Origin of the sequence: Thermosynechococcus sp. OHK43 (genome assembly GCF_014466085.1) — a bacterium.
GTDB lineage: Bacteria > Cyanobacteriota > Cyanobacteriia > Thermosynechococcales > Thermosynechococcaceae > Thermosynechococcus.
Window position 1 is genome coordinate 1 of record NZ_JACOMP010000090.1, and the last position, 18,334, is coordinate 18,334.

23 protein-coding genes are annotated in these 18,334 nt (G+C 52.6%); 10 read left to right on the forward strand and 13 right to left on the reverse strand.

The window, feature by feature from the left end:
- The 4 genes from H8Q75_RS03770 to H8Q75_RS03785 form a co-directional block, all read right to left on the reverse strand.
- The coding region (locus H8Q75_RS03770) for a DUF2854 domain-containing protein (RefSeq protein ID WP_297040639.1) at positions 1-279 on the reverse strand (279 nt) is incomplete at its 3' end.
- Between the two features lie 13 nt (positions 280-292).
- Positions 293-784, reverse strand: coding sequence for a YajQ family cyclic di-GMP-binding protein (locus H8Q75_RS03775; protein WP_024125714.1), 492 nt, complete (start codon positions 782-784; stop codon positions 293-295).
- Positions 785-786: 2 nt separating this feature from the next.
- A complete protein-coding gene (locus H8Q75_RS03780) occupies positions 787-2,073 on the reverse strand; it encodes an ABC transporter substrate-binding protein (protein ID WP_297040644.1) in 1,287 nt (428 codons plus the stop codon).
- Between the two features lie 142 nt (positions 2,074-2,215).
- Entirely contained in the window at positions 2,216-2,566 is a 351-nt protein-coding gene (locus tag H8Q75_RS03785; RefSeq protein ID WP_024125715.1) for a hypothetical protein, read from the reverse strand.
- A 299-nt stretch (positions 2,567-2,865) separates the two neighbouring features.
- On the opposite strand from H8Q75_RS03785, the gene petB reads away from it, so the two are divergent.
- Both petB and petD read left to right on the forward strand, forming a co-directional pair.
- Complete coding sequence (petB, locus tag H8Q75_RS03790) at positions 2,866-3,513, forward strand: cytochrome b6 (protein ID WP_011056639.1); 648 nt, start codon at positions 2,866-2,868, stop codon at positions 3,511-3,513.
- Positions 3,514-3,618: 105 nt separating this feature from the next.
- Complete coding sequence (petD, locus tag H8Q75_RS03795) at positions 3,619-4,104, forward strand: cytochrome b6-f complex subunit IV (RefSeq protein ID WP_024125716.1); 486 nt, start codon at positions 3,619-3,621, stop codon at positions 4,102-4,104.
- A 54-nt stretch (positions 4,105-4,158) separates the two neighbouring features.
- Here petD and H8Q75_RS03800 read toward each other — a convergent pair whose 3' ends face one another.
- Both H8Q75_RS03800 and H8Q75_RS03805 read right to left on the reverse strand, forming a co-directional pair.
- Positions 4,159-4,698 carry an NYN domain-containing protein gene (locus H8Q75_RS03800; protein ID WP_041429269.1) on the reverse strand — a complete coding sequence of 180 codons (540 nt, stop codon included), beginning with the start codon at positions 4,696-4,698 and terminating at the stop codon, positions 4,159-4,161.
- A 389-nt stretch (positions 4,699-5,087) separates the two neighbouring features.
- Positions 5,088-5,561 (reverse strand): hypothetical protein, encoded by a 474-nt coding sequence (locus H8Q75_RS03805; protein ID WP_024125718.1) that lies wholly within the window; start codon positions 5,559-5,561, stop codon positions 5,088-5,090.
- 198 nt (positions 5,562-5,759) lie between these two features.
- On the opposite strand from H8Q75_RS03805, the gene H8Q75_RS03810 reads away from it, so the two are divergent.
- From H8Q75_RS03810 to H8Q75_RS03835, 6 genes are all read left to right on the forward strand, one after another.
- Positions 5,760-7,196 carry a RecQ family ATP-dependent DNA helicase gene (locus H8Q75_RS03810; RefSeq protein WP_365970646.1) on the forward strand — a complete coding sequence of 479 codons (1,437 nt, stop codon included), beginning with the start codon at positions 5,760-5,762 and terminating at the stop codon, positions 7,194-7,196.
- Between the two features lie 120 nt (positions 7,197-7,316).
- The gene (locus H8Q75_RS03815; protein WP_024125720.1) at positions 7,317-8,015 is read left to right on the forward strand and encodes an FxLYD domain-containing protein; all 699 of its coding nucleotides are present in this window, start codon (positions 7,317-7,319) and stop codon (positions 8,013-8,015) included.
- Between the two features lie 49 nt (positions 8,016-8,064).
- Positions 8,065-8,850 (forward strand): HAD family hydrolase, encoded by a 786-nt coding sequence (locus H8Q75_RS03820; RefSeq protein ID WP_041429271.1) that lies wholly within the window; start codon positions 8,065-8,067, stop codon positions 8,848-8,850.
- A gap of 62 nt (positions 8,851-8,912) precedes the next feature.
- Entirely contained in the window at positions 8,913-9,194 is a 282-nt protein-coding gene (locus tag H8Q75_RS03825) for a hypothetical protein (RefSeq protein WP_024125722.1), read from the forward strand.
- Positions 9,195-9,344: 150 nt separating this feature from the next.
- On the forward strand, positions 9,345-9,911 hold the full coding sequence (locus H8Q75_RS03830) for a DUF2808 domain-containing protein (RefSeq protein WP_024125723.1): 567 nt from the start codon (positions 9,345-9,347) through the stop codon (positions 9,909-9,911).
- A 124-nt stretch (positions 9,912-10,035) separates the two neighbouring features.
- Complete coding sequence (locus tag H8Q75_RS03835) at positions 10,036-10,383, forward strand: 1-acyl-sn-glycerol-3-phosphate acyltransferase (RefSeq protein ID WP_297040660.1); 348 nt, start codon at positions 10,036-10,038, stop codon at positions 10,381-10,383.
- Between the two features lie 341 nt (positions 10,384-10,724).
- Here H8Q75_RS03835 and H8Q75_RS03840 read toward each other — a convergent pair whose 3' ends face one another.
- A complete protein-coding gene (locus H8Q75_RS03840) occupies positions 10,725-12,098 on the reverse strand; it encodes a 1-acyl-sn-glycerol-3-phosphate acyltransferase (RefSeq protein ID WP_297040663.1) in 1,374 nt (457 codons plus the stop codon).
- Between the two features lie 24 nt (positions 12,099-12,122).
- Positions 12,123-13,022: an Hsp33 family molecular chaperone HslO gene (gene hslO / locus H8Q75_RS03845; RefSeq protein WP_024125725.1), complete on the reverse strand. Its 900-nt coding sequence runs from the start codon at positions 13,020-13,022 to the stop codon at positions 12,123-12,125.
- Positions 13,023-13,211: 189 nt separating this feature from the next.
- On the opposite strand from hslO, the gene mazG reads away from it, so the two are divergent.
- The gene (gene mazG, locus H8Q75_RS03850) at positions 13,212-14,330 is read left to right on the forward strand and encodes a nucleoside triphosphate pyrophosphohydrolase (RefSeq protein ID WP_024125726.1); all 1,119 of its coding nucleotides are present in this window, start codon (positions 13,212-13,214) and stop codon (positions 14,328-14,330) included.
- Here the strand turns inward: mazG and H8Q75_RS03855 are convergent.
- Genes H8Q75_RS03855 through trxA form a run of 3 tightly spaced genes read right to left on the reverse strand, consistent with a single transcriptional unit; the run spans position 14,327 to position 16,651 of the window.
- Positions 14,327-16,075, reverse strand: a complete 1,749-nt coding sequence (locus H8Q75_RS03855) for an ABC transporter substrate-binding protein (protein WP_297040667.1) — start codon at positions 16,073-16,075, stop codon at positions 14,327-14,329. The two genes, mazG and H8Q75_RS03855, sit on opposite strands and share 4 nt — an antisense overlap.
- Positions 16,075-16,296: a sulfur carrier protein ThiS gene (gene thiS / locus H8Q75_RS03860; RefSeq protein WP_024125728.1), complete on the reverse strand. Its 222-nt coding sequence runs from the start codon at positions 16,294-16,296 to the stop codon at positions 16,075-16,077. The genes H8Q75_RS03855 and thiS overlap by 1 nt, the downstream gene beginning before the upstream one ends.
- Positions 16,297-16,327: 31 nt before the next feature.
- A complete protein-coding gene (gene trxA, locus H8Q75_RS03865) occupies positions 16,328-16,651 on the reverse strand; it encodes a thioredoxin (RefSeq protein ID WP_024125729.1) in 324 nt (107 codons plus the stop codon).
- Between the two features lie 214 nt (positions 16,652-16,865).
- On the opposite strand from trxA, the gene H8Q75_RS03870 reads away from it, so the two are divergent.
- Positions 16,866-16,976, forward strand: coding sequence for a photosystem I protein PsaX (locus H8Q75_RS03870; protein WP_081711791.1), 111 nt, complete (start codon positions 16,866-16,868; stop codon positions 16,974-16,976).
- Positions 16,977-17,026: 50 nt separating this feature from the next.
- Here the strand turns inward: H8Q75_RS03870 and H8Q75_RS03875 are convergent, their stop codons facing one another.
- Together H8Q75_RS03875 and H8Q75_RS03880 are read right to left on the reverse strand one after the other, a co-directional pair.
- The gene (locus H8Q75_RS03875) at positions 17,027-17,395 is read right to left on the reverse strand and encodes a YccF domain-containing protein (RefSeq protein ID WP_024125730.1); all 369 of its coding nucleotides are present in this window, start codon (positions 17,393-17,395) and stop codon (positions 17,027-17,029) included.
- Positions 17,396-17,445: 50 nt separating this feature from the next.
- Positions 17,446-18,334, reverse strand: an 889-nt coding sequence (locus H8Q75_RS03880) for a mechanosensitive ion channel family protein (protein WP_297040675.1), incomplete at its 5' end; no start/stop codon positions are given.

Sequence of the window (18,334 nt, forward strand, 5' to 3'; positions counted from 1 at the left end):
ACCATAACGATAGCGAGTGACATCCCTACGGATTTGGGTTTGGGTAGGTGTTGCTTGGCTACGGCCCGCGATCGCCTCCGGGGTTGGGGCTTCACGATAGGGCACCGGCTTGAGTTCTGCCGCCTTTAAGGCCAATCCTCCCAACAGTAGGGGCACACCATAGAAAAAGCCAGCCAGATTCAAGGTGGCATTCCCCGCAGCATAGGCCACCACCCCCACCCCTGTCAGCAGTGCACCAACAATTAACCCCAAAGTTCCCAGCGATACAGACCCCAACATGCCCCTTCAACCACTAGCGGTAATTTGTAAATTGTAATGGCACAGGATAATCTTCCGTTTTCAGGCGTTGGATCACCGCTTGTAGGTCATCCTTTGACTTGGCACTGACCCGCACCACATCCCCTTGGATGGAGGCCTGCACTTTCTTAAATTCATTGCGGATGAGCTTGCTAATTTCCTTGGCTAGCTCTGAATGGATACCACGCCGCAACTTAATCAACTGTTTGACCCGTTGGCCCCCCGCTGGCTCCACAGGCCCATAGTCAAAAATTTTCAGAGACAACTGCCGCTTCGCTGCCTTCTGCTGCAGAATCGTTTGCACTGAATTGAGGGTAAACTCACTATCGGTGTGAATCGTCAGTCCCTCTTTTGTCAGTTCAAGGGTAGTCTGGGTATCCTTAAGGTCATAGCGGGCCTTGATCTCTCGCTCAGTCTGATCCACCGCATTGACCAGCTCCTGCCAGTCAAAATCACTCACAATATCAAAGGAAAACGTGCTTGCCATGCCTAGGGTTTTTGGGGATTGACTTGACCAATTACCTTTAATTTACCGTCATCGGTGACCTCCCAAATGTCATAAACTCCCACAACATCCCCATTTTCATCAATATCCACATTGCCACTGGCGCCTTGATAGTTAATTTCTTTGCCTTCCCGCAGTAAAGCTAGCCCGGCACACACATCATCCACTTCTTCCCCCGGTGGATTGGCCACATCGCGCAATTTGTTGCGAATTCCTTCACCGGTATTTTGTCCGGAGGCCTGTGCAGCCAATACAAGAAGCGCAGCGGCATCCCAAGCCTGAGCGCCAAAAGCAGGGAGATCACCACCTTTTTTTGTTTTCCAGAGTTTTTGGAGTTTAGCCAGAGCTTTACCATCGGCACCCGGAACGGTGCCCTTGGCGCCGGCAATAATATATTTGCCATCGGGGGTGCGTCCCACTTGCTCTGGAAAACTTTCAGACTTCACACCATCAGTGAGGAGAATAGCCACATTTTGAGTCAGGCCTTGCTCAAAAGCAGATTTTAGGAGCAAGCTGCCAGTTTCCGGATACAGGATCGCCACCACCGCATCAGGTTTGCCGCCAAAGGCAGCAGCGGCCTCTGTTGTGAAGGTGGTTGCCCGCTCATCATAACGGGTTGGGCGGTCTTCATTGATCACTGTGCCCCCTAGGGCTTTGAAGGCACGGGTAAATTCCTGCTCAAAGCTGCGGCCGTAGTCGTTGTTGATGACAACTGTAGCAACCCTTTGATAGCCTTGCTGTTTGGCCAGTTGAGCGAGGGCTTGGGCTTGGTAGTTATCAGGGGGAGCAGTGCGTGCCCAATAGCCGTTAAAGTCCCCTTTCTTGGCCCGTTCTGTGAGCAGTGTACTAGTACTGCCCGGAGAAATCAACATCACCTGACCGCGGGTGGCAATATCGGCTGCGGCGTTCGAGACACTGCTGCCAAAGGAGCCAACCACCCCTGCAACTCGGTCAATCTCGACCAACTTCGTCATCGCTTCTGCCCCAGAGGCGGGATTAGATTGATCATCGGCAGCAATGAGCGTGACGGGCTGGCCATTAGCACCACCACAGGCATTTACCGTTTCCACCAGCAGGGGTACCACCTCAGCAATGGGGGTTCCCACGGAGGCTAAGTCACCGGTTGAGGGCAATAATGAACCAATGCGTAGCCCTTCTGCTGTTGGAGCGGTGGTAGTAGTATCCGCCTCGCAGGCACCAACGGTAAAGAGGAGGAGTAACCCTGCAACAATTTTGGCGGCTGCCCATCCGCTTGACGGCTGTTGACCCATAGCTGTGATTCTCACAATTTGCCAGAATCCTACTGCAACTAGGGAGATATTGCAATGCGCGGAGACGATGCCTTGGACAAAAAAAGGGGCATTCCGACATCAAACAGCCCCTTTGCATCGAATGCTCTGTGAATGAGTTTTCCTAGGTCGAGGGACGAACTTGCCGCGCCATGTTCAAGAATGCAGCCATATTGGCTCCCGGACGACGACGGGTAAAACGGGTGTAAGGAACAGGGGTCGGTGTGGGTTCTGCTGGAGCTGGAGCAACGGGGGTGGGTGCTGCGGCAACGGCTTGAGCGGGTTGAGGTGCAGCAGCAGGTTCAGAGGTCGGGGCAGGTTCTGTCGCTTTCGTAGGGGTTGGCGGTGCAGCAGGGGCAGCCCTGTTGTCATCTAATTCAATGTAAAATTCGCTCTTTTTGCCCAAGCCAAAGAGCTTAGCGATCGCCCCAAATAGGCCAAAGATAGCACCAAACAGTTTCTTCAACAGATTCATCTCAAAGCCTCCCAAGCGGTCGTTATGCTGCAGGTAGTAGAGGATACAGCTCCAAGGCGTCCTGAAGCTGTTGAGACTTTATTATCGGACGGTAGGTGGCACCAATCAACCTGAAAGCGCCTGGGCATCCCTTTTCTATGAAGGGGGATACATCAAGGGGAGGCCAATCTCTAGGTTTTCACAGTTTTCAGGGTGTTCTACCCCTGGGAAAAGGGCTGTAACTGAATGTGGAAAGTCTGAGAGGGCTTATGTTACATTTTTCAAAGTAAAGCAGCGGTTTCGCAGGACTAATCACTGTTATGAACAAAGTTTACGACTGGTTTGAGGAACGCCTCGAAATTCAGGCGATCGCTGACGATATCACCAGCAAGTATGTGCCGCCCCACGTAAACATTTTTTACTGTCTTGGTGGCATTACCCTCACCTGTTTTCTCATCCAATTTGCCACAGGCTTTGCCATGACGTTTTACTACAAACCTACGGTGGCTGAAGCCTTTGCTTCTGTGCAGTACATCATGAATGAGGTCAATTTTGGCTGGTTGATCCGCTCCATTCACAAGTGGTCCGCCAGCATGATGGTCTTGATGATGATTTTGCACGTCTTTCGGGTCTATCTTACCGGCGGCTTCAAGAAACCCCGCGAACTCACTTGGGTGACGGGTGTGGTCTTGGCGGTGATTACCGTCAGCTTTGGTGTCACGGGCTACTCCCTGCCTTGGGACCAAGTGGGCTATTGGGCGGTCAAAATCGTTTCCGGTATCCCTGCAGCGATTCCCGTGGTGGGTGACCAACTGGTGGAACTGATGCGTGGGGGTGAAAGTGTCGGTCAAGCGACCCTCACTCGCTTCTATAGTTTGCACACCTTTGTGCTCCCTTGGTCGATCGCTGTCTTTATGCTGATGCACTTCCTGATGATTCGTAAGCAGGGCATTTCGGGTCCCCTGTAAGCCAAGCATCAAGAAATGTAACAGAGCCTGCTATTTTCGGCGGTTCCCCTTGTTATGCTCCAAGTAATCTCCCCCTTGCTGACCCTCTAGGAGAACGATTGATTTATGGCAAAAGTTTTGAAAAAGCCTGATTTAACGAATCCGGCTCTGCGGGCAAAACTGAAAAAAGGCATGGGCCACAACTACTATGGCGAACCTGCTTGGCCCAATGACCTGCTCTATATCTTCCCTGTGGTGATTATGGGCACGATCGCTCTGGTGATCGGTCTGGCGGTGATGGATCCTGCTATGGTGGGTGAACCGGCGGATCCCTTTGCCACCCCCTTGGAAATTTTGCCGGAGTGGTACCTCTATCCCACCTTCCAGATTTTCCGGGTGGTACCCAACAAGCTGTTAGGTGTGCTCATCAATGCCTCCATTCCCTTGGGCTTGATGCTGATTCCTTTTATTGAAAGTGTCAACAAGTTCCAAAATCCTTTCCGTCGTCCTGTGGCGATGACGGTCTTCCTCTTTGGCACACTGGTGACGCTGTGGCTGGGTATTGGTGCTGCTTTCCCCTTGGATAAGTCCCTCACCCTTGGCCTGTTCTAGGCACCTAAGAAAATACGCTAGGATTTGCGCATCTGGCAATGCTGGGTGCGCTTTTTAATTTGAATTTTGTGAATTTTGCGGGTCAATTTTTTCAATAAACGGGCGAATTTCATTGAGATCAATGTAGCGATCAGTGGCGTTGCGCAGTTCCCGCGCAATCATCCCTTCGGTGGAAACAACTGTGATATGGGTGTTTTTGGAACGCAGCAATTCGATCGCTCGCTCAAAATCACCATCCCCGCTAAAGAGAACTACGCGATCGTACTGACCAACGGTGTTGAACATATCAATCACAATTTCAATGTCTAAATTGGCTTTTTGGTAGTACTTGCCAAGGGCTTCGTCGTAGTATTCTTTCAACAGCTTTGTGCGCACGGTATAGCCAAGGTTAATGAGCGCATCGCGAAACGAACGCTGATCTTGCATATCCTTGAGGCCGGTATACCAAAAGGCATTCACCAATACAATGTTGGGATCACGGGTGAAGAATTCGAGAACACGACGGGGATCGAAAAACCAGCCGTTTTTCTGCTGGGCATAGAACATATTATTTCCATCGATAAAAATTGAGAGGCGTTCTTGAAGGGGAAGCATAATTAGGGAGAACCTATGGATCAGTGAGGTATGTGTAATAGGAGAACAATTGATAGAAGCTTGAATAGGGGATGGGTTTTATAGATTCTCTTGGGAGAGAGCTTAACAGGATTCAAGAGGGGAGGAGCCAGCCCTTCAACGGGCAACAGGATAAAAAGAAATATACGATAAGTTCTGCGATTGCTAGTAATCAGACAAATAAAAGCTAGCTAACGGTTCAGTGGGAACACTTTTAAGAAAGAGAAAATATTTATTAATGCTTTTTTAATCACTGCAATCTATTTTAACGGAACTCCATAGGAGATGCTACAGTTTTTCCTTGGCGATCGCCCCTTACAAGCCCAAAAAGGGGGCAGGGCCCCCCAATCGTTAACGCTTTCCAGAAACTGTCAATACAGGGCGCGTACTGGCGGAGCTGGCATAGCTCTTGGGCGGGGTGGGGGGGCAAAGAAGGGCGGCTGCGAGGGTGGCAGCGGCGACTCCACCATCAAATTACAGGGAAAGGGCGTACCGTACATCGAGGTACAGAAGGGGCTATCGAGATCACGGGTGCGGACAGGAGGTTGATTGCTTTGCTGATACCACCCATCCTTAGAAACATAGTTGATTCGCTCTGCCCGCTTGATGATGTCGTTATCGCGATAGCTAGGAGCACCAAATGTAAAAGCGGCATCGCCAGCGATGGATTCATCCTGCCAGTACCTTTGGCTGTCATCAATGCGTTCAAAGGCTTGGGGCAAGGTGGGCTGAGTAACCGGGAATTGTTGCGGATTAATGGGTTGGCGGCGGCTTTGGGCAGTTGCCGGAGCGACCACCGCTGCCAACATTGCCACGCATACCAGCGGCACAAATTTCATGCCCATAGGTTCATCTCCATAAGCGTTTTACACTTCGGCAACAGTGATAGGTCTAAAGGGTGTTAGGTATCCTAGGATTTTTTGCTTAAAATTATTCTAGATTGATTCTAAATTGACTGCTCTTGCTGCCGCCAGAAGACTGTGCCGCTTTTTGCAGCGCTGAATGATCTCAGGGTTTAGGCCAGTGGAATGCCAGAGGCCGATTTGAAGCCGATACAGGCTGCCCTACAGCAATACTGGGGCTATTCTGAGTTGCGATCGCCCCAAGCAGAGGTGATGATAGCACTCTTGCAACGACGGGACGCCCTAGTTGTGCTGCCCACAGGAGCGGGCAAAAGTCTCTGTTTTCAGTTGCCAGCAGTGCTTCAACGGGGATTGACGCTGGTGGTTTCGCCGCTGCTTGCCCTCATGGAAAATCAGATCACTGAATTGCGGCAACGGGGTCTTGCGGCCGCAGCCTATCACAGTGAACTGCCCAGCAGCCAACGCCGCCAGATTCTCTCGCACCTAAGGGACTACCGTTTGCTGTATCTTTCGCCGGAGTCCTTATTTTCTAGCCCTCTTTGGCAGCGCCTCTGTTCAGCAGAAGTGGAACTCAATGGCTTGATTGTGGATGAAGCCCATTGCCTTGTGCAGTGGGGCGATCGCTTTCGACCCGCTTATCGTCGCTTGGGAACGGTGCGCCCTGCCCTTCGCCAATGTAAACCTCAGCAGCCACCCCTGGCGATCGCTGCCTTTACCGCCACTGCCGATCCCCATGCCCAACGCACCCTGATTGAGGTTTTAGGTCTAGAACAGCCTGTACAGATCATTCACAGCCCCTATCGGGCCAATCTCTATTTGGCCGTACGTTCTGTGTGGAGTCGGGGGTATCGCCGCCATTGTCTCCAGCAATTTCTCAAGCAGCAGGGGAGAACCTGCGGATTGATCTATGCCCGCACCCGCCACGATTGTGAAACCCTTGCCACTTGGCTTCAGGAGCAGGGACACCGCAGCAGCGCTTACCATGGCGGACTACCGGCAGTACAGCGACGCCAAATTGAGAGCGATTGGTTGCAGGACAAACTGCCTTTTGTGGTCTGTACCAATGCCTTTGGTATGGGAGTCAATAAACCCAATGTGCGTTGGATTTGTCACTACCAGCCGCCCCTGCAACTCAGTGAATATCTCCAAGAGGTGGGACGGGCTGGGCGGGATGGTCAGCCGGCACAGGCACTGGTTTTGGTGAGCGATCGCTGGGGTTTGGATCGCGAAGATCAACAGCGTTGGTATTTTTTTCAGCGCCAAAGTCAAGACACTTACAATCGCGCCATGGCACTGCAGGCGCAGCTGCCCCTGCGGGGCAATCTTCAGCAACTGCGGCAACACTTTCCTGAGGTGGAATTGACCCTGGCATTACTGCATCAACAGGGGGCACTCCGCTGGCAAGACCCCTTTCACTATTGCCGTCAACCCTTGGCACAGGTGCCACCCCCGCCCAAAGACCCTCAAGAACAGTTGATGCAAGAGTTCCTCTATCAGCGGGGCTGCCGCTGGCAGTTTCTCCTCCAAGCCTTTGGTTTTGCCACTGAGGCAAGGGGATTCCACTGTGGCCATTGCGATCGCTGTCGGCCTGCGCACCGCTCCCGCAAAACACTGTAAATTGACAGAGCTGTATCACTGGCACATTGTGTACACTGGCACATAGAAGGGTAGCTTGACCATTGGTAGGCAAAAGTTTCCCAGCAGTCATTCTGTTGCCACAAAGTAGGGGTTGCGGGCATGGGGCTACTACAAGTTGAGGAAATTCGCGAAGCACTTCAAGAGGTGCTTTCAGAACACGCCCTTGTTGTGCAAGTCAATCAGTTTCGCAACCAATTAAACATTATTTTGAACAAACCCCCCGGCACCGTTGCCCATTATTCTGCCCTAGCGGATCTTCTCAAGTCTCGCTTGGGACAGTTTCACCTCGATGATATTGACCGCATTAAAATTATTGGCCGCATACAGGGTTCGCCTAAACCCGATTGGGAAGAGGTTATTGATCTGCGCCCTCTCAACCCAGCCCTAGCTGCCCCTGTGTATGCTTCCTCTGCCCCGTGGGTGGTGGCGATCGCTGCTGGCTTTGTTAGTTTACTGGTGATCTTTAGCTATCACCTTGGTCAGTGGCAGCAACAGCAACGGCTGCAGCAGTTGATCGAGGGTTCCCTTGGTCAAAAAGGGGTAGTGATGACGGACTTTAAGTGGCACATTGAGGGTGGTACACCGTTTATTGTCGGGGTTCTTAAAAACTACAGTAAAGACTATTTTCGCCTAGTTCAGGGGGACTTTGAACTCTTTGATCAACGCGGTCAGCAAGTTGGGACCGTGGCGGTACGGGTTTATGGTCTTGGCCCTGAGGAAACATGGCAATTTCGTGAACCAATAGCCAATCGTCAGGCAATGGGAGTACGGCTAGTAAAATTACAGTCATTCAATTAATGTTTTCCTAATGTTTAGGTTTCCCCAGCAGGGAGCAATACCGCTTGCTATGGCACACCTTAAAGCCCTGATCTTTGATGTTGATGGCACCTTAGCAGATACGGAGCGGGATGGCCATCGTGTAGCCTTCAACAAGGCCTTTGCCGCCGCTGGTCTAGATTGGGAATGGGATGTTTCCCTCTATGGTCAACTCCTGGCGGTGGCTGGGGGCAAGGAGCGGATAAGGTATTACCTTGAGTGCTTTCGTTCCGATTGGCCACGTCCCCAAAATTTGGATGCTCTGATTGCCGATTTACACAAGGCCAAGACCCGCTATTATACCGAGCTATTGGCGGAAGGGGCTATTCCCCTGCGGCCGGGGGTGAAACGGCTCCTCACTGAAGCCCGTGAAGCAGGATTACGTTTGGCGATCGCCACCACGACCACCCCTGCCAATGTTACTGCACTCCTTGAAAATACGCTCGCTCCTGATGGCGTCAGGTGGTTTGAGATAATCGCTGCTGGGGATGTGGTTCCAGCCAAGAAACCTGCGCCCGACATTTACTTCTACACACTTGAAAAGATGCGTCTCTCACCCCAAGAGTGCCTTGCCTTTGAGGATTCGGCCAATGGAATTCAGGCCGCCACCGCCAGTCGCCTAGCGACCATTATCACGATTACCGACTACACCAAGGATCATGATTTTCGTGATGCAGCACTTGTCTTGGATTGCCTAGGGGAACCGGACTATCCCTTTCAGGTTCTGCGTGGTGAGGTGGGTTGGACAACCTATGTGGATGTGCCCCTATTGCGATCGCTGCACCAGCAGTGGACAAGCACGTTGAGTCAGCGATAATTTTCTGGCCACAGCGTTTTACATTGAATATTACCCCCTTAGTCTGAGGAGGAAGGAACATAATGTACACAATTGATTTAGTTCTGCGTCATGTCCCCATGCCCGTCAGTATTGAACGCAAGGAAAGTGCAGCAGCGACGGCGGCCTATCAGCAAATTCAGCAGGCCATGGCCAGTGGTACCCCAACTGTCCTCGAACTGACGTGCGATCGCCAAGTGGGCAAAAAGTTAACGGTGCTCACCTCAGAAATTGTGGCCGTGCAAATGGCTGATAAGGATGCTCCCTCCAGTGTCACTAGTCGTGGCGGATTCTTTGCTCAATTGGTGCAGCAAACCAGCAACTAAGGGAAAGTCTCTCAATAAAGCTGAGTTTTTCTTGGCCATGGTGATTCTTTGCCGTTAGGATACTAAGCAGACTGATCCGTAGGGGAACGTGAAGCGAATCCTCCCCGTCTGAAAGTCAGGTATCTGTGGTGTCGTGTAATAGGGTTGTCTATGGTGAAGCGTTTCCTACCGGTTCTGATTCTGTTGGGGTGTAGTCTGGGTCCTGTGACCCCTGCCCTTGTGCGTGCCCAAGCCAATCAGGGCTTTACGTTTACCTGGGGTGACGGGCCCAGTGGCCGACAGCAGTTGCAATACCACTTAGATAACGGCACCCCCGGTTTTATGGGCGATCGCTATTGGCTGCGTCTGGGTCAGCAAAAAGTGGCCATCAACCGCATTAATATCACCTATCCTGACTATTACACCGGCATCATTGATCCTAAAGGCATTGAAGTGCGCATCGGGGGTAATCGCGGCAACAGCTTCTTCCAGTTTCGCCGTGACCTGGGTCAGAAAATCCCACTTGCTGAAGTGTCCGTTGATCCCGATAATCGCGTCATTGACATTGTGCCTGCGGAAGTGATTCCGGCCGGAACCCCCGTACAGGTGATCCTCAACAATGTCCGCAACCCCAACAATGGCGGCATGTACTATTTCAATGCCCGCATTGGTTCCCCCGGTGATATTCCCTTGATGCGCTACGTTGGCACTTGGATTCTCAGTATTGCCAACAACTGATAACCCCCCTTGGTTTGCCAATTGACTTGCCAATTTGCGAACTGCTTAGCCCTCCCTGGCAAGAGGGGGGCGATCTCCCTAGGTTAGTCTTTGTGTGTTACAGCCGGGTCACGCTTCAGGCCAGATGCAAGATTCTGTCAAGTCTGCTCTCCTCACTCCTCTGATGGACCGTCTGGTGGGGGATTTTGGCCTGCGGCGCTATATTCGTACCCTTCGGGTGCAAGGGCAGGAGCAGGTGCCCAAAAGTGGTCCAGTGATCTTGATCCCCAACCATCGTTCCCGCTGGGATGCGCTGATTATTCCCTATGTTACTGGGCGGCGGGTGAGTGGGCGCGACCTCTACTCCATGGTCTCCCACGATGAGATGTTGGGACTGCAGGGCGGGGTGATTGGTCAGTGTGGCGGTTTTCCCGTCAATGCCCAAGCGCCTTCGCTGGGTGCGTTGCGTAGGGGTGTGGAACTTCTGCGGTAGAGGCAAGCCTGGGCGGTGTTCCCTGAGGGGAATATCTTTTGGGATTGCTAGACCCTCAAGCCGGGGTTGGCTCGCTTGGCCCTTCAAGCGGCCCAGCACTGTGAACAAGCAATCCAGATTCTGCCAATTTTACTCGATGATGCTCAGCCCTACCCGCAGTGGGGAAGTGAGGTCAAGGTATCATTGGTGCTCCCTTGAGTACTGGCAATGACGATGCCAGCTGCCCAAAAAGTGCTGCCTAACAACTGACCAGTGATCTCTTTAGAAGACTGCAGCAGCTCCAAAGCTCCAACAGGGGCGATCGCTCCTGTGTTTTGCTGAGACCTCAAACTTGAATCCCCCTAAGCTTCCGTAGGCACAATTAAGGCTTCAAATTGCTGGCGAATCTGATCAGTCACTTCCTTCACGGCTTGCCGTGCCCCCTGGCGATCGCGCCGATACAGAGGCCAATAGCTCTCTAAATTGAGAGGCTCTCCGACACTCAGGCGCACCTGCCGCAAACCCACCAAGCGATTCAGATTCGGGCTTTTTCCCTCTAGCCAATCCAACGTGCGCCAGAGAATCAGCACTACATCTGCAAAGCGATTAATCGTGAATTTCTCGCGGATATAGCTACCCGTAATTGAGGTAAATCGCTCCGCAAGACGCATATGACGCAATCGCACATTGGCTTCCTCGGCCAACCAATCGGCTAAGCAGCGCTCTACACTAGAAAGTTGTGCCAAATCACTGCGAAACATCCGTTCCCAAGCAGCCTGCTCAATGCGTCGGCAGCGACTGACAAAATCTGCACTGGGCTTAAGACCAAAGTAGGACTCCGCCACCACAAGGGCACTGTTGAGGAGTCGCTGAATTCGTGCTGCCAATTCAGCATTGGGGGAGTCAAAGGGGGGCAGTTCGGGAAAATCTTGACCATAGGAGGTAGCATAAAAGGCCTCTAGGCGGTCCAAAAGGTGCATTGCTAAATTCAGCAGGCGGCGGTAGAGGTCGTCTGGCTGGGTATGCTGAGAATCTGTAGGGCACCCAAGGCGGTTCTCCAGTTGTGCCATTAGCTTTGCCATGCGCTCCCAAGAGGGCTGACTGAGGCTGTACTGAATGCCGATGGGCAGAATGACCACAGGCAGCGATCGCCCCGCCTTAGCCAAATCTTCCAGACACCAAAATCCCAATTGTGCCACCCCCGGCTCTAAAGGTGCGACCAGTTCGTTGTGTTCATTCGTTGCTCCCTCCGGCGCTGCCGCTAGGGGAAATCGTCCCCCTACAAGTAACTCCCGCGCCGATCGCAGGGCTTGGCTGTCGAGCTTACCGCGCATGATTGAAATCCCCCCCAACCGTGAAAAGAGCCAACCAATCTGGGCCCCTGCCCAGAGGGGAATCCCGCGATCGTAGAGAAAATACCCATTTGTGGGGGGACGCAAGCGAATGCCCAGCCGCCGTGCTGTTTGCGGCAGGAGATGCCACATCAAATAGCCCATGACCAACGGATCATCCGTACAGGGATGGCGAAAGGCAATGAGGAGCCGTACCTGTCCCTGCTGAAACTGCTGGTAATAACGGGCAAGGGTCTCCACATTTACCCCTTCAACCCGCTGGAGCCCAAGACCATACCGAATATAGAGGGGCAGGAGTCTTGCCACTGTCCACCAGACGGGGTAGCTAAACCGCTGGGGGAGAAAATGCAACGGAGGTTGGGCAGTTGTAACTACACTGGACATCCGGCAAGCTCCTCAGGGCAACGGCTAAACTGAGGCAGTGGCCAACTCGGCAATTAACTGCTCTAACATCGGCTGATCCGCCCAATAGACAGCGTTACAGAACTGACAGGTGGCTTCTGCCTTTGCCTCTGTGGCTAGGATATCTCTTAATTCTGCCTCCCCTAGGAGCTTGAGTGCCCCTAACATCCGTTCGTGGGAACAGCCACAGTGAAAGCGCACCATTTGCCGTTGGGGTAAGATGTGCAAATCCATATCCCCTAAGAGTTCCTGAAAGATCTCTGGCAGTGTCCGCCCTGCCTGTAGCAGTGGGGTAAAGCCCTTAAGATTGGCCACCCGTTGTTCGAGGGTCGCGATCAGGTGTTCATCATTGGCGGCTTTGGGTAGCACCTGTAACATCAACCCACCGGCGGCAGTTACCCCCGCCTCTTCGACAAAAACACCCAATATCAGGGCGGAGGGGGTTTGCTCTGAGGTGGCGAGGTAGTAGGTGATATCTTCAGCAATTTCGCCGGAGACTAGCTCCACTGTGCTGGAATAGGGGTAGCCGTAGCCAAGATCGTGGATGACGTAGAGATATCCCCGATGGCCCACCGCCGCCCCCACATCCAATTTGCCCTTGGCATTGGGGGGCAGTTCAACACTAGGGTACTGCACATAGCCGCGAACTGTGCCATCGGCACCGGCATCGGCAAAAATGGTTCCTAGGGGACCGTTGCCCTGAATGCGCACGTTCACCCGTGCTTGGGGCTGCTTGAAACTGGAGGCAAGGATTAAGCCTGCGGCCATGGTTCGTCCCAGCGCCGCTGTGGCCACGTAGGACAGTTGGTGACGTTTGCGGGCTTCATCAGTGAGTTGAGTGGTAATGACACCGACGGCACGGATGCCTTCGGCCGCAGCAGTTGCTCGCAAGAGAAAATCGGCCATGTTCAACCTACGAAATGTTTTGTTACATTTAGTGTGACATACTCCCACCGCTGACCAGAGCAAAATGGGGCAAAAAACCTTCAATCCTGCCTTTGGTGATCGATCCAGTCCAGCTAGCCATGTGGTTAAGACGGGGGAGACCCCTAGCACTGGGGCCAGAAAATTGGCGATGATAGGCAAGCAATAGTCATGCAGCGTCCAGTCATTCCGCCTATGGCCATGCCCCTCACTGTCTTGCCTGCCACAACTGTTTTGACAGAAGCGATTCAATTGCCTCAGGGCGGCTTGATTACGGAGATTCCGACGCTGGCGATCGCCCACCGTTTGGCACAGCAGTTGCGCCGCCATTGGCCCTTGGAGACGCCCTTAACGCTGATTGATGCCCAACACCAGAGTATCCCCCTGACCCTTGGGGAATTGGCGGAGCTCACCGATGCCAACTGTCCTTTACAGCTCTATGTGCCACCCCCCTTGCCAGAGGCCTTGACGCAATTTCAACGCCTGATTGATGTGGTTCGAGAGCTGCGCCATCCAGAGCGAGGCTGTCCTTGGGATTTGCAGCAAACCCCAACCAGTCTCGTTCCCTATGTTCTTGAGGAAGCCTATGAAGTGGTACATGCCCTGCAGGAGGGAAATGCGGCGGCGATCGCCGAAGAATTGGGAGACCTGTTGCTTCAAGTTGTTCTCCAGAGCCAACTTGCCCAAGAAGCCGGCCAATTTACCCTTGCTCAAGTCCTTCAAGGAATTACCGAGAAACTGATCCGTCGCCATCCCCATGTCTTTGGTGAAGTAGCACTCACCACTGCTCAAGAGGTGCGTGACCAATGGGAGCAAATCAAAGCGGCTGAAAAAGGTAGCGAAGATCCCCTCCCCCTGAGTCAAAAGCTGCAACACTATGCCCGTACCCTCCCACCCCTGATGGCAGGGATGAAAATTGGTGAGCGAGCGAGTCGCGCTGGCCTAGACTGGCCGACTATTAGCGGTGCATGGGAGAAATTTTACGAGGAACTGGCGGAGTTTCAGGAGGCGCTTTTGCAAGGGAATGCTGAGCAACAGACTGCGGAATTGGGAGACCTCCTCTTTAGTGTGATTAACCTCGCCCGCTGGTGCCAACTGGATCCTGTTAATGCCCTGCAACAAACCTATCAACGCTTTATTCAACGCTTGGCGTGCATTGAGGCGGCTATTGATCGCCCCCTGGAGACTTACACCCTAGAAGAACTAGAAGTCCTCTGGCAACAGGCCAAAGTACAGTTAGCCACAGACAGCGAGGCAAGCCCTAGAGAACCTGACTCTGAAGGGGCCTAATCCGCTGCCGCCATTGCCACTTTCAGTTCATCGAGATTCCACAGGGCACCCCCCAGGGCGGTGGGATTCGCGCCAATGACATGATTGCGAAAAGCGGTGAGGGAGAGGGGATTCACCAGGTAGATAAAGGGGAGATATTCCTGAGCCAGGCGTTGGGCTTCAGCATAGATTTGCTTGCGTCGTTCTAGATTTAGCTCCTGGGCGCCTTGGACATACAGATCACTGATGCGCCGCTCCCAGTCAGCGACGACTCGCCCCGTAATGGGTGGTTGATTCGGTGACGGTTGCTGATTGAATGTATGCAAAAGGCCATCCACGCGCCAGATATTGGCCCCGCTATTGGGTTCATTGCCCCCCCCGGTAAAGCCGAGGATATGGGCTTCCCACTCTAGGGAATTGGAGAGGCGATCTACGAGGGTACCAAAGGCCAAAAATTGCAGATCCACCTGCATGCCGATCGCCCCTAAGTCCTGCTGAATTTGCGTTGCTATTGCCTCACGGATTTTGTTGCCCGCATTAGTTATCAGGGAAAAGCGGACGCGGTTCCCCTTGGCGTCAAAGAGGCGACCTTGATCGTCGTAGCGGAAGCCTGCCGCTTGGAGTAATGCCTTGGCTTTGGCCACATCGTAACTGTAGGTGGGCAGCCCCTGTGCCGGCGAGAAGTAAAAGGGACTTTGGACGGGAATCGTTGAATGTTGGGGCGCCCCTAGACCTTGGTAGATGTTGTTAATCATCCGCTGGCGATCGAGGGCATAGGCCACTGCCTGACGGAACCGCACATCATTAAACCACTCGGACTTCACGGGATCCACCAGCGGCTTGCCGTTGCGCCGACCGCGATTGAGATTAAAGCAAAGGAAGAGGGTGTTGGGACTTGGCCCACTATTGTAGATGGTGAACTGGCCGCGCTTTTCCTCGCGTTTCAAAAGGGCAAACATCTCAGGGGTGACGGCAAATAAATCCAGGCCGCCTGAGCGAAACTGCAGCATGGCGGTGTCGGTGGATTCCACAATTTGCCAAATAAAGCGTTCCAGATGGGGCAGCGGTGATCGCCAATAGAAGGGATTGCGGCGAAAAATCAACCGCTGGCCATTCACATAGCGATCCATGACAAAAGGGCCATTGCCGACAATTTGCCGCGGGTCGGTGTCTGTGCCCCACATAGACAGGAACTTCAACCGCCCTTGGCTATCCCGCTGTCGTACCGCTTCCCGCAGCAGATGGGCGGGCAAAATCGGCAATCCAGCATTGCGTAAAAAAGGAGCAAAGGGTTCCGGGAGCTTAAAGGTGACTTGGCGATCGCCTTGGGCGGTCACTGCCGGCAGCAGCCCCTTCTGGCCAATGCGGAGAATATCGCGGCTACTGGTGGGAATCTCAGGATTGAAGTAGATTTCATTGTAGGTAAAAACCACATCCTCACTGGTGAGGGGCACACCATCCGACCATTTCAGATTCGGCCTGAGTCGAAAGACAATCTCGAGGGTTTCCGGCTTAATTTCCCAAGACTCAGCAAGGGCAGGCTCTAGTTCACCCGTGAAGCCATTTTCTTGAATTAACCCTGTGTAGAGATAGCCAAAGACATTGGGGGATTCTTGGCTCAGGGCATAGTTAAAGGTTTTCGGGTCTGAGGTGACGGCGGTCACCAATTGGTTGCCACGGGGCGTAATCAGCCCAGCACAGCTTCCAAGGCTAAGGGTGCACAGATAAACCAGCAGCGCAATCAGAGGCCATCGCCACCAGCGCATCAGCCGCCACCGACAATTGTGACAATTTCCAAGCGATCGCCCGCCTGTACATAGGTCGTTTCCCAAAACTGCCGATGTAAAATCTCACCATTGTATTCAATGGCAACCAGGCGGGGGTGAATATTCAGTAGGTTGCAGAGTTCTGGAATCGAGAGCGATCGCCTCAAGGTGTGAGGAGTGCCATTGACATGAATGAGGATCGCTGGCTCAGCAGGAACCATAGCTGTAGGGGTAAATTCAACCTAATTCAACCTACAGGAACTGGGCAAGAGTCGCCTCAATTTTGGTTTTTGGCACCGCGCCTACTAAAATATCCACCTTTTGGCCACCCTTAAAAATCATCAGCGTCGGGATACTGCGAATGCCAAAGTCAGTCGCCACCTTAGAGTTTTCGTCAGTATTGACCTTGACGACCTTGACTCTGCCCTGATACTCATTGGCGATTTCATCAACGACGGGTGCCACCATGCGGCACGGCCCACACCAAGGTGCCCAGAAATCCACTAACACAGGAATATCGCTATTTAATACTTCTTGTTCAAAGGTGGCATCTGTAACGGACAATGCACTAGACATAAGCAGAACCCTTATCGCGAATCAGCAACCTTAAAAATATACTCTAGCAACTTTTAGGCTGACCTTGGGCTTTGGATTGTTTTTTAACTTTCCAGACCCTGGGCAGTCTAGCTCGTAACTAGGTTTGATTGGCAGTATATCACGTCTCCCTCCGCGGACAGGAGACTATCGGCATATAATAAAGTTACTGTTTTCTATCACGAGGATGTCAACTATGGCAACAAAATCTGCAAAACCCACCTACGCTTTCCGCACCTTCTGGGCTGTGCTACTGTTAGCCATTAATTTCTTGGTTGCCGCCTACTACTTTGGCATCCTCAAGTAGGACTTTAGACTAAGTATCGAGGGGGCACCCTAGCCCCCAACGATTCACACTCACCTCAACTCGCGGCCAAAGGGCAGTAATCCTAAAATCATGAGTTTGAAGTGCTGCCGCGCAAAGGGTAGGCCAATAATGGTCACCGCCAAGAGCAACCCCCAAAAGAGGTGATTCAGGGCAATGCCCCAGCCCACGACCAAAAGCCACAGAATATTAAAGATCATCGTTAGAGTGCTATTGGCATCAGGCGCCTCAACAATGTGCTTGCCAAAGGGGAGGAGCGTACTCCAACCCAGTTGAATGGCTTTAATCCCAAAGGGGATGCCAATGATCGTCAGGCACAGCGTCACACCGCCAAGCATATAGCCAATGCCCGTGAGGAAGCCGCCAAAGATCAACCAAATGAGATTGCCAAGAAGACTCATGAGCCGCTGCTCCAAACATTGCTTAGGCCCACTCTAGCAGCCACCTGGTGCTATTTGGGTAGCCTAATGCGGAATCCGGGGGGAAGATAGTCGTCCCCTAAGTAGGTGCTGGGAATCGTGCTGGTGTTGCCATCCCGCAGTGCTAAATAGCTCGGTGACATGATTTCAATACCTGCTTCATTGCAGGCATCTTGGAGGTTTTGATGCAATTCAGAAAGGGTATAGCGCAGCTCCTGCCAGTTACGGGTGTAAACATTCAGCTCATAGGCGATGTGGTAGTCATTTAGGGCAGTTTGCAGGACAAAGGGGGGAGGATCGTCAAGGATGTTGGCGGTGCGGCGGCCCGCCTCAATCATGACCTTATAAACATCGCGCCAAGGGACATCATAGCCAAGGGTAATCGTGGTTTGCACAATCAGGGGCTGACCCATTTCCCGAATGGCCACAGCATAATTGATGACCGTGTTGTTGAGCAGTGATGAGTTGGGGACTGTAATCACTTGATTGTTGAAGGCACAAATGCGGGTGACAAGGAGTGTTTTTTGTACCACAATCCCCTTGACATCGCCGATTTGGATGAGGTCGCCCACCTGAAAGGAGCGAGTATAGATGAGAATGACGCCGCCCACCACGTTGGCGATCGCCGAGGTGGAACCCAAGGAAAAGAGAATCCCCAAAAACACAGAAATACCTCGGAAGGCTGGGGAATCAAAGCCGGGTAAGTAGGGAAAGACAACGACTGCCGCCAAGGCAATAATTAAAATTTGCAGTAAGTTATAGGTGGGTTTTGCCCAATCGGTATAGAAACCGGGGATGACGAGGCGTTCACTTTCAATCGCGCTAAAAATTGCCCGCACCCCTTTCAAGAGGTAATAGGTGATGGCAACAATGATGGCGATCGCCACCAAATTAGGGAGATAGTTCCCAATACTCGTGAGA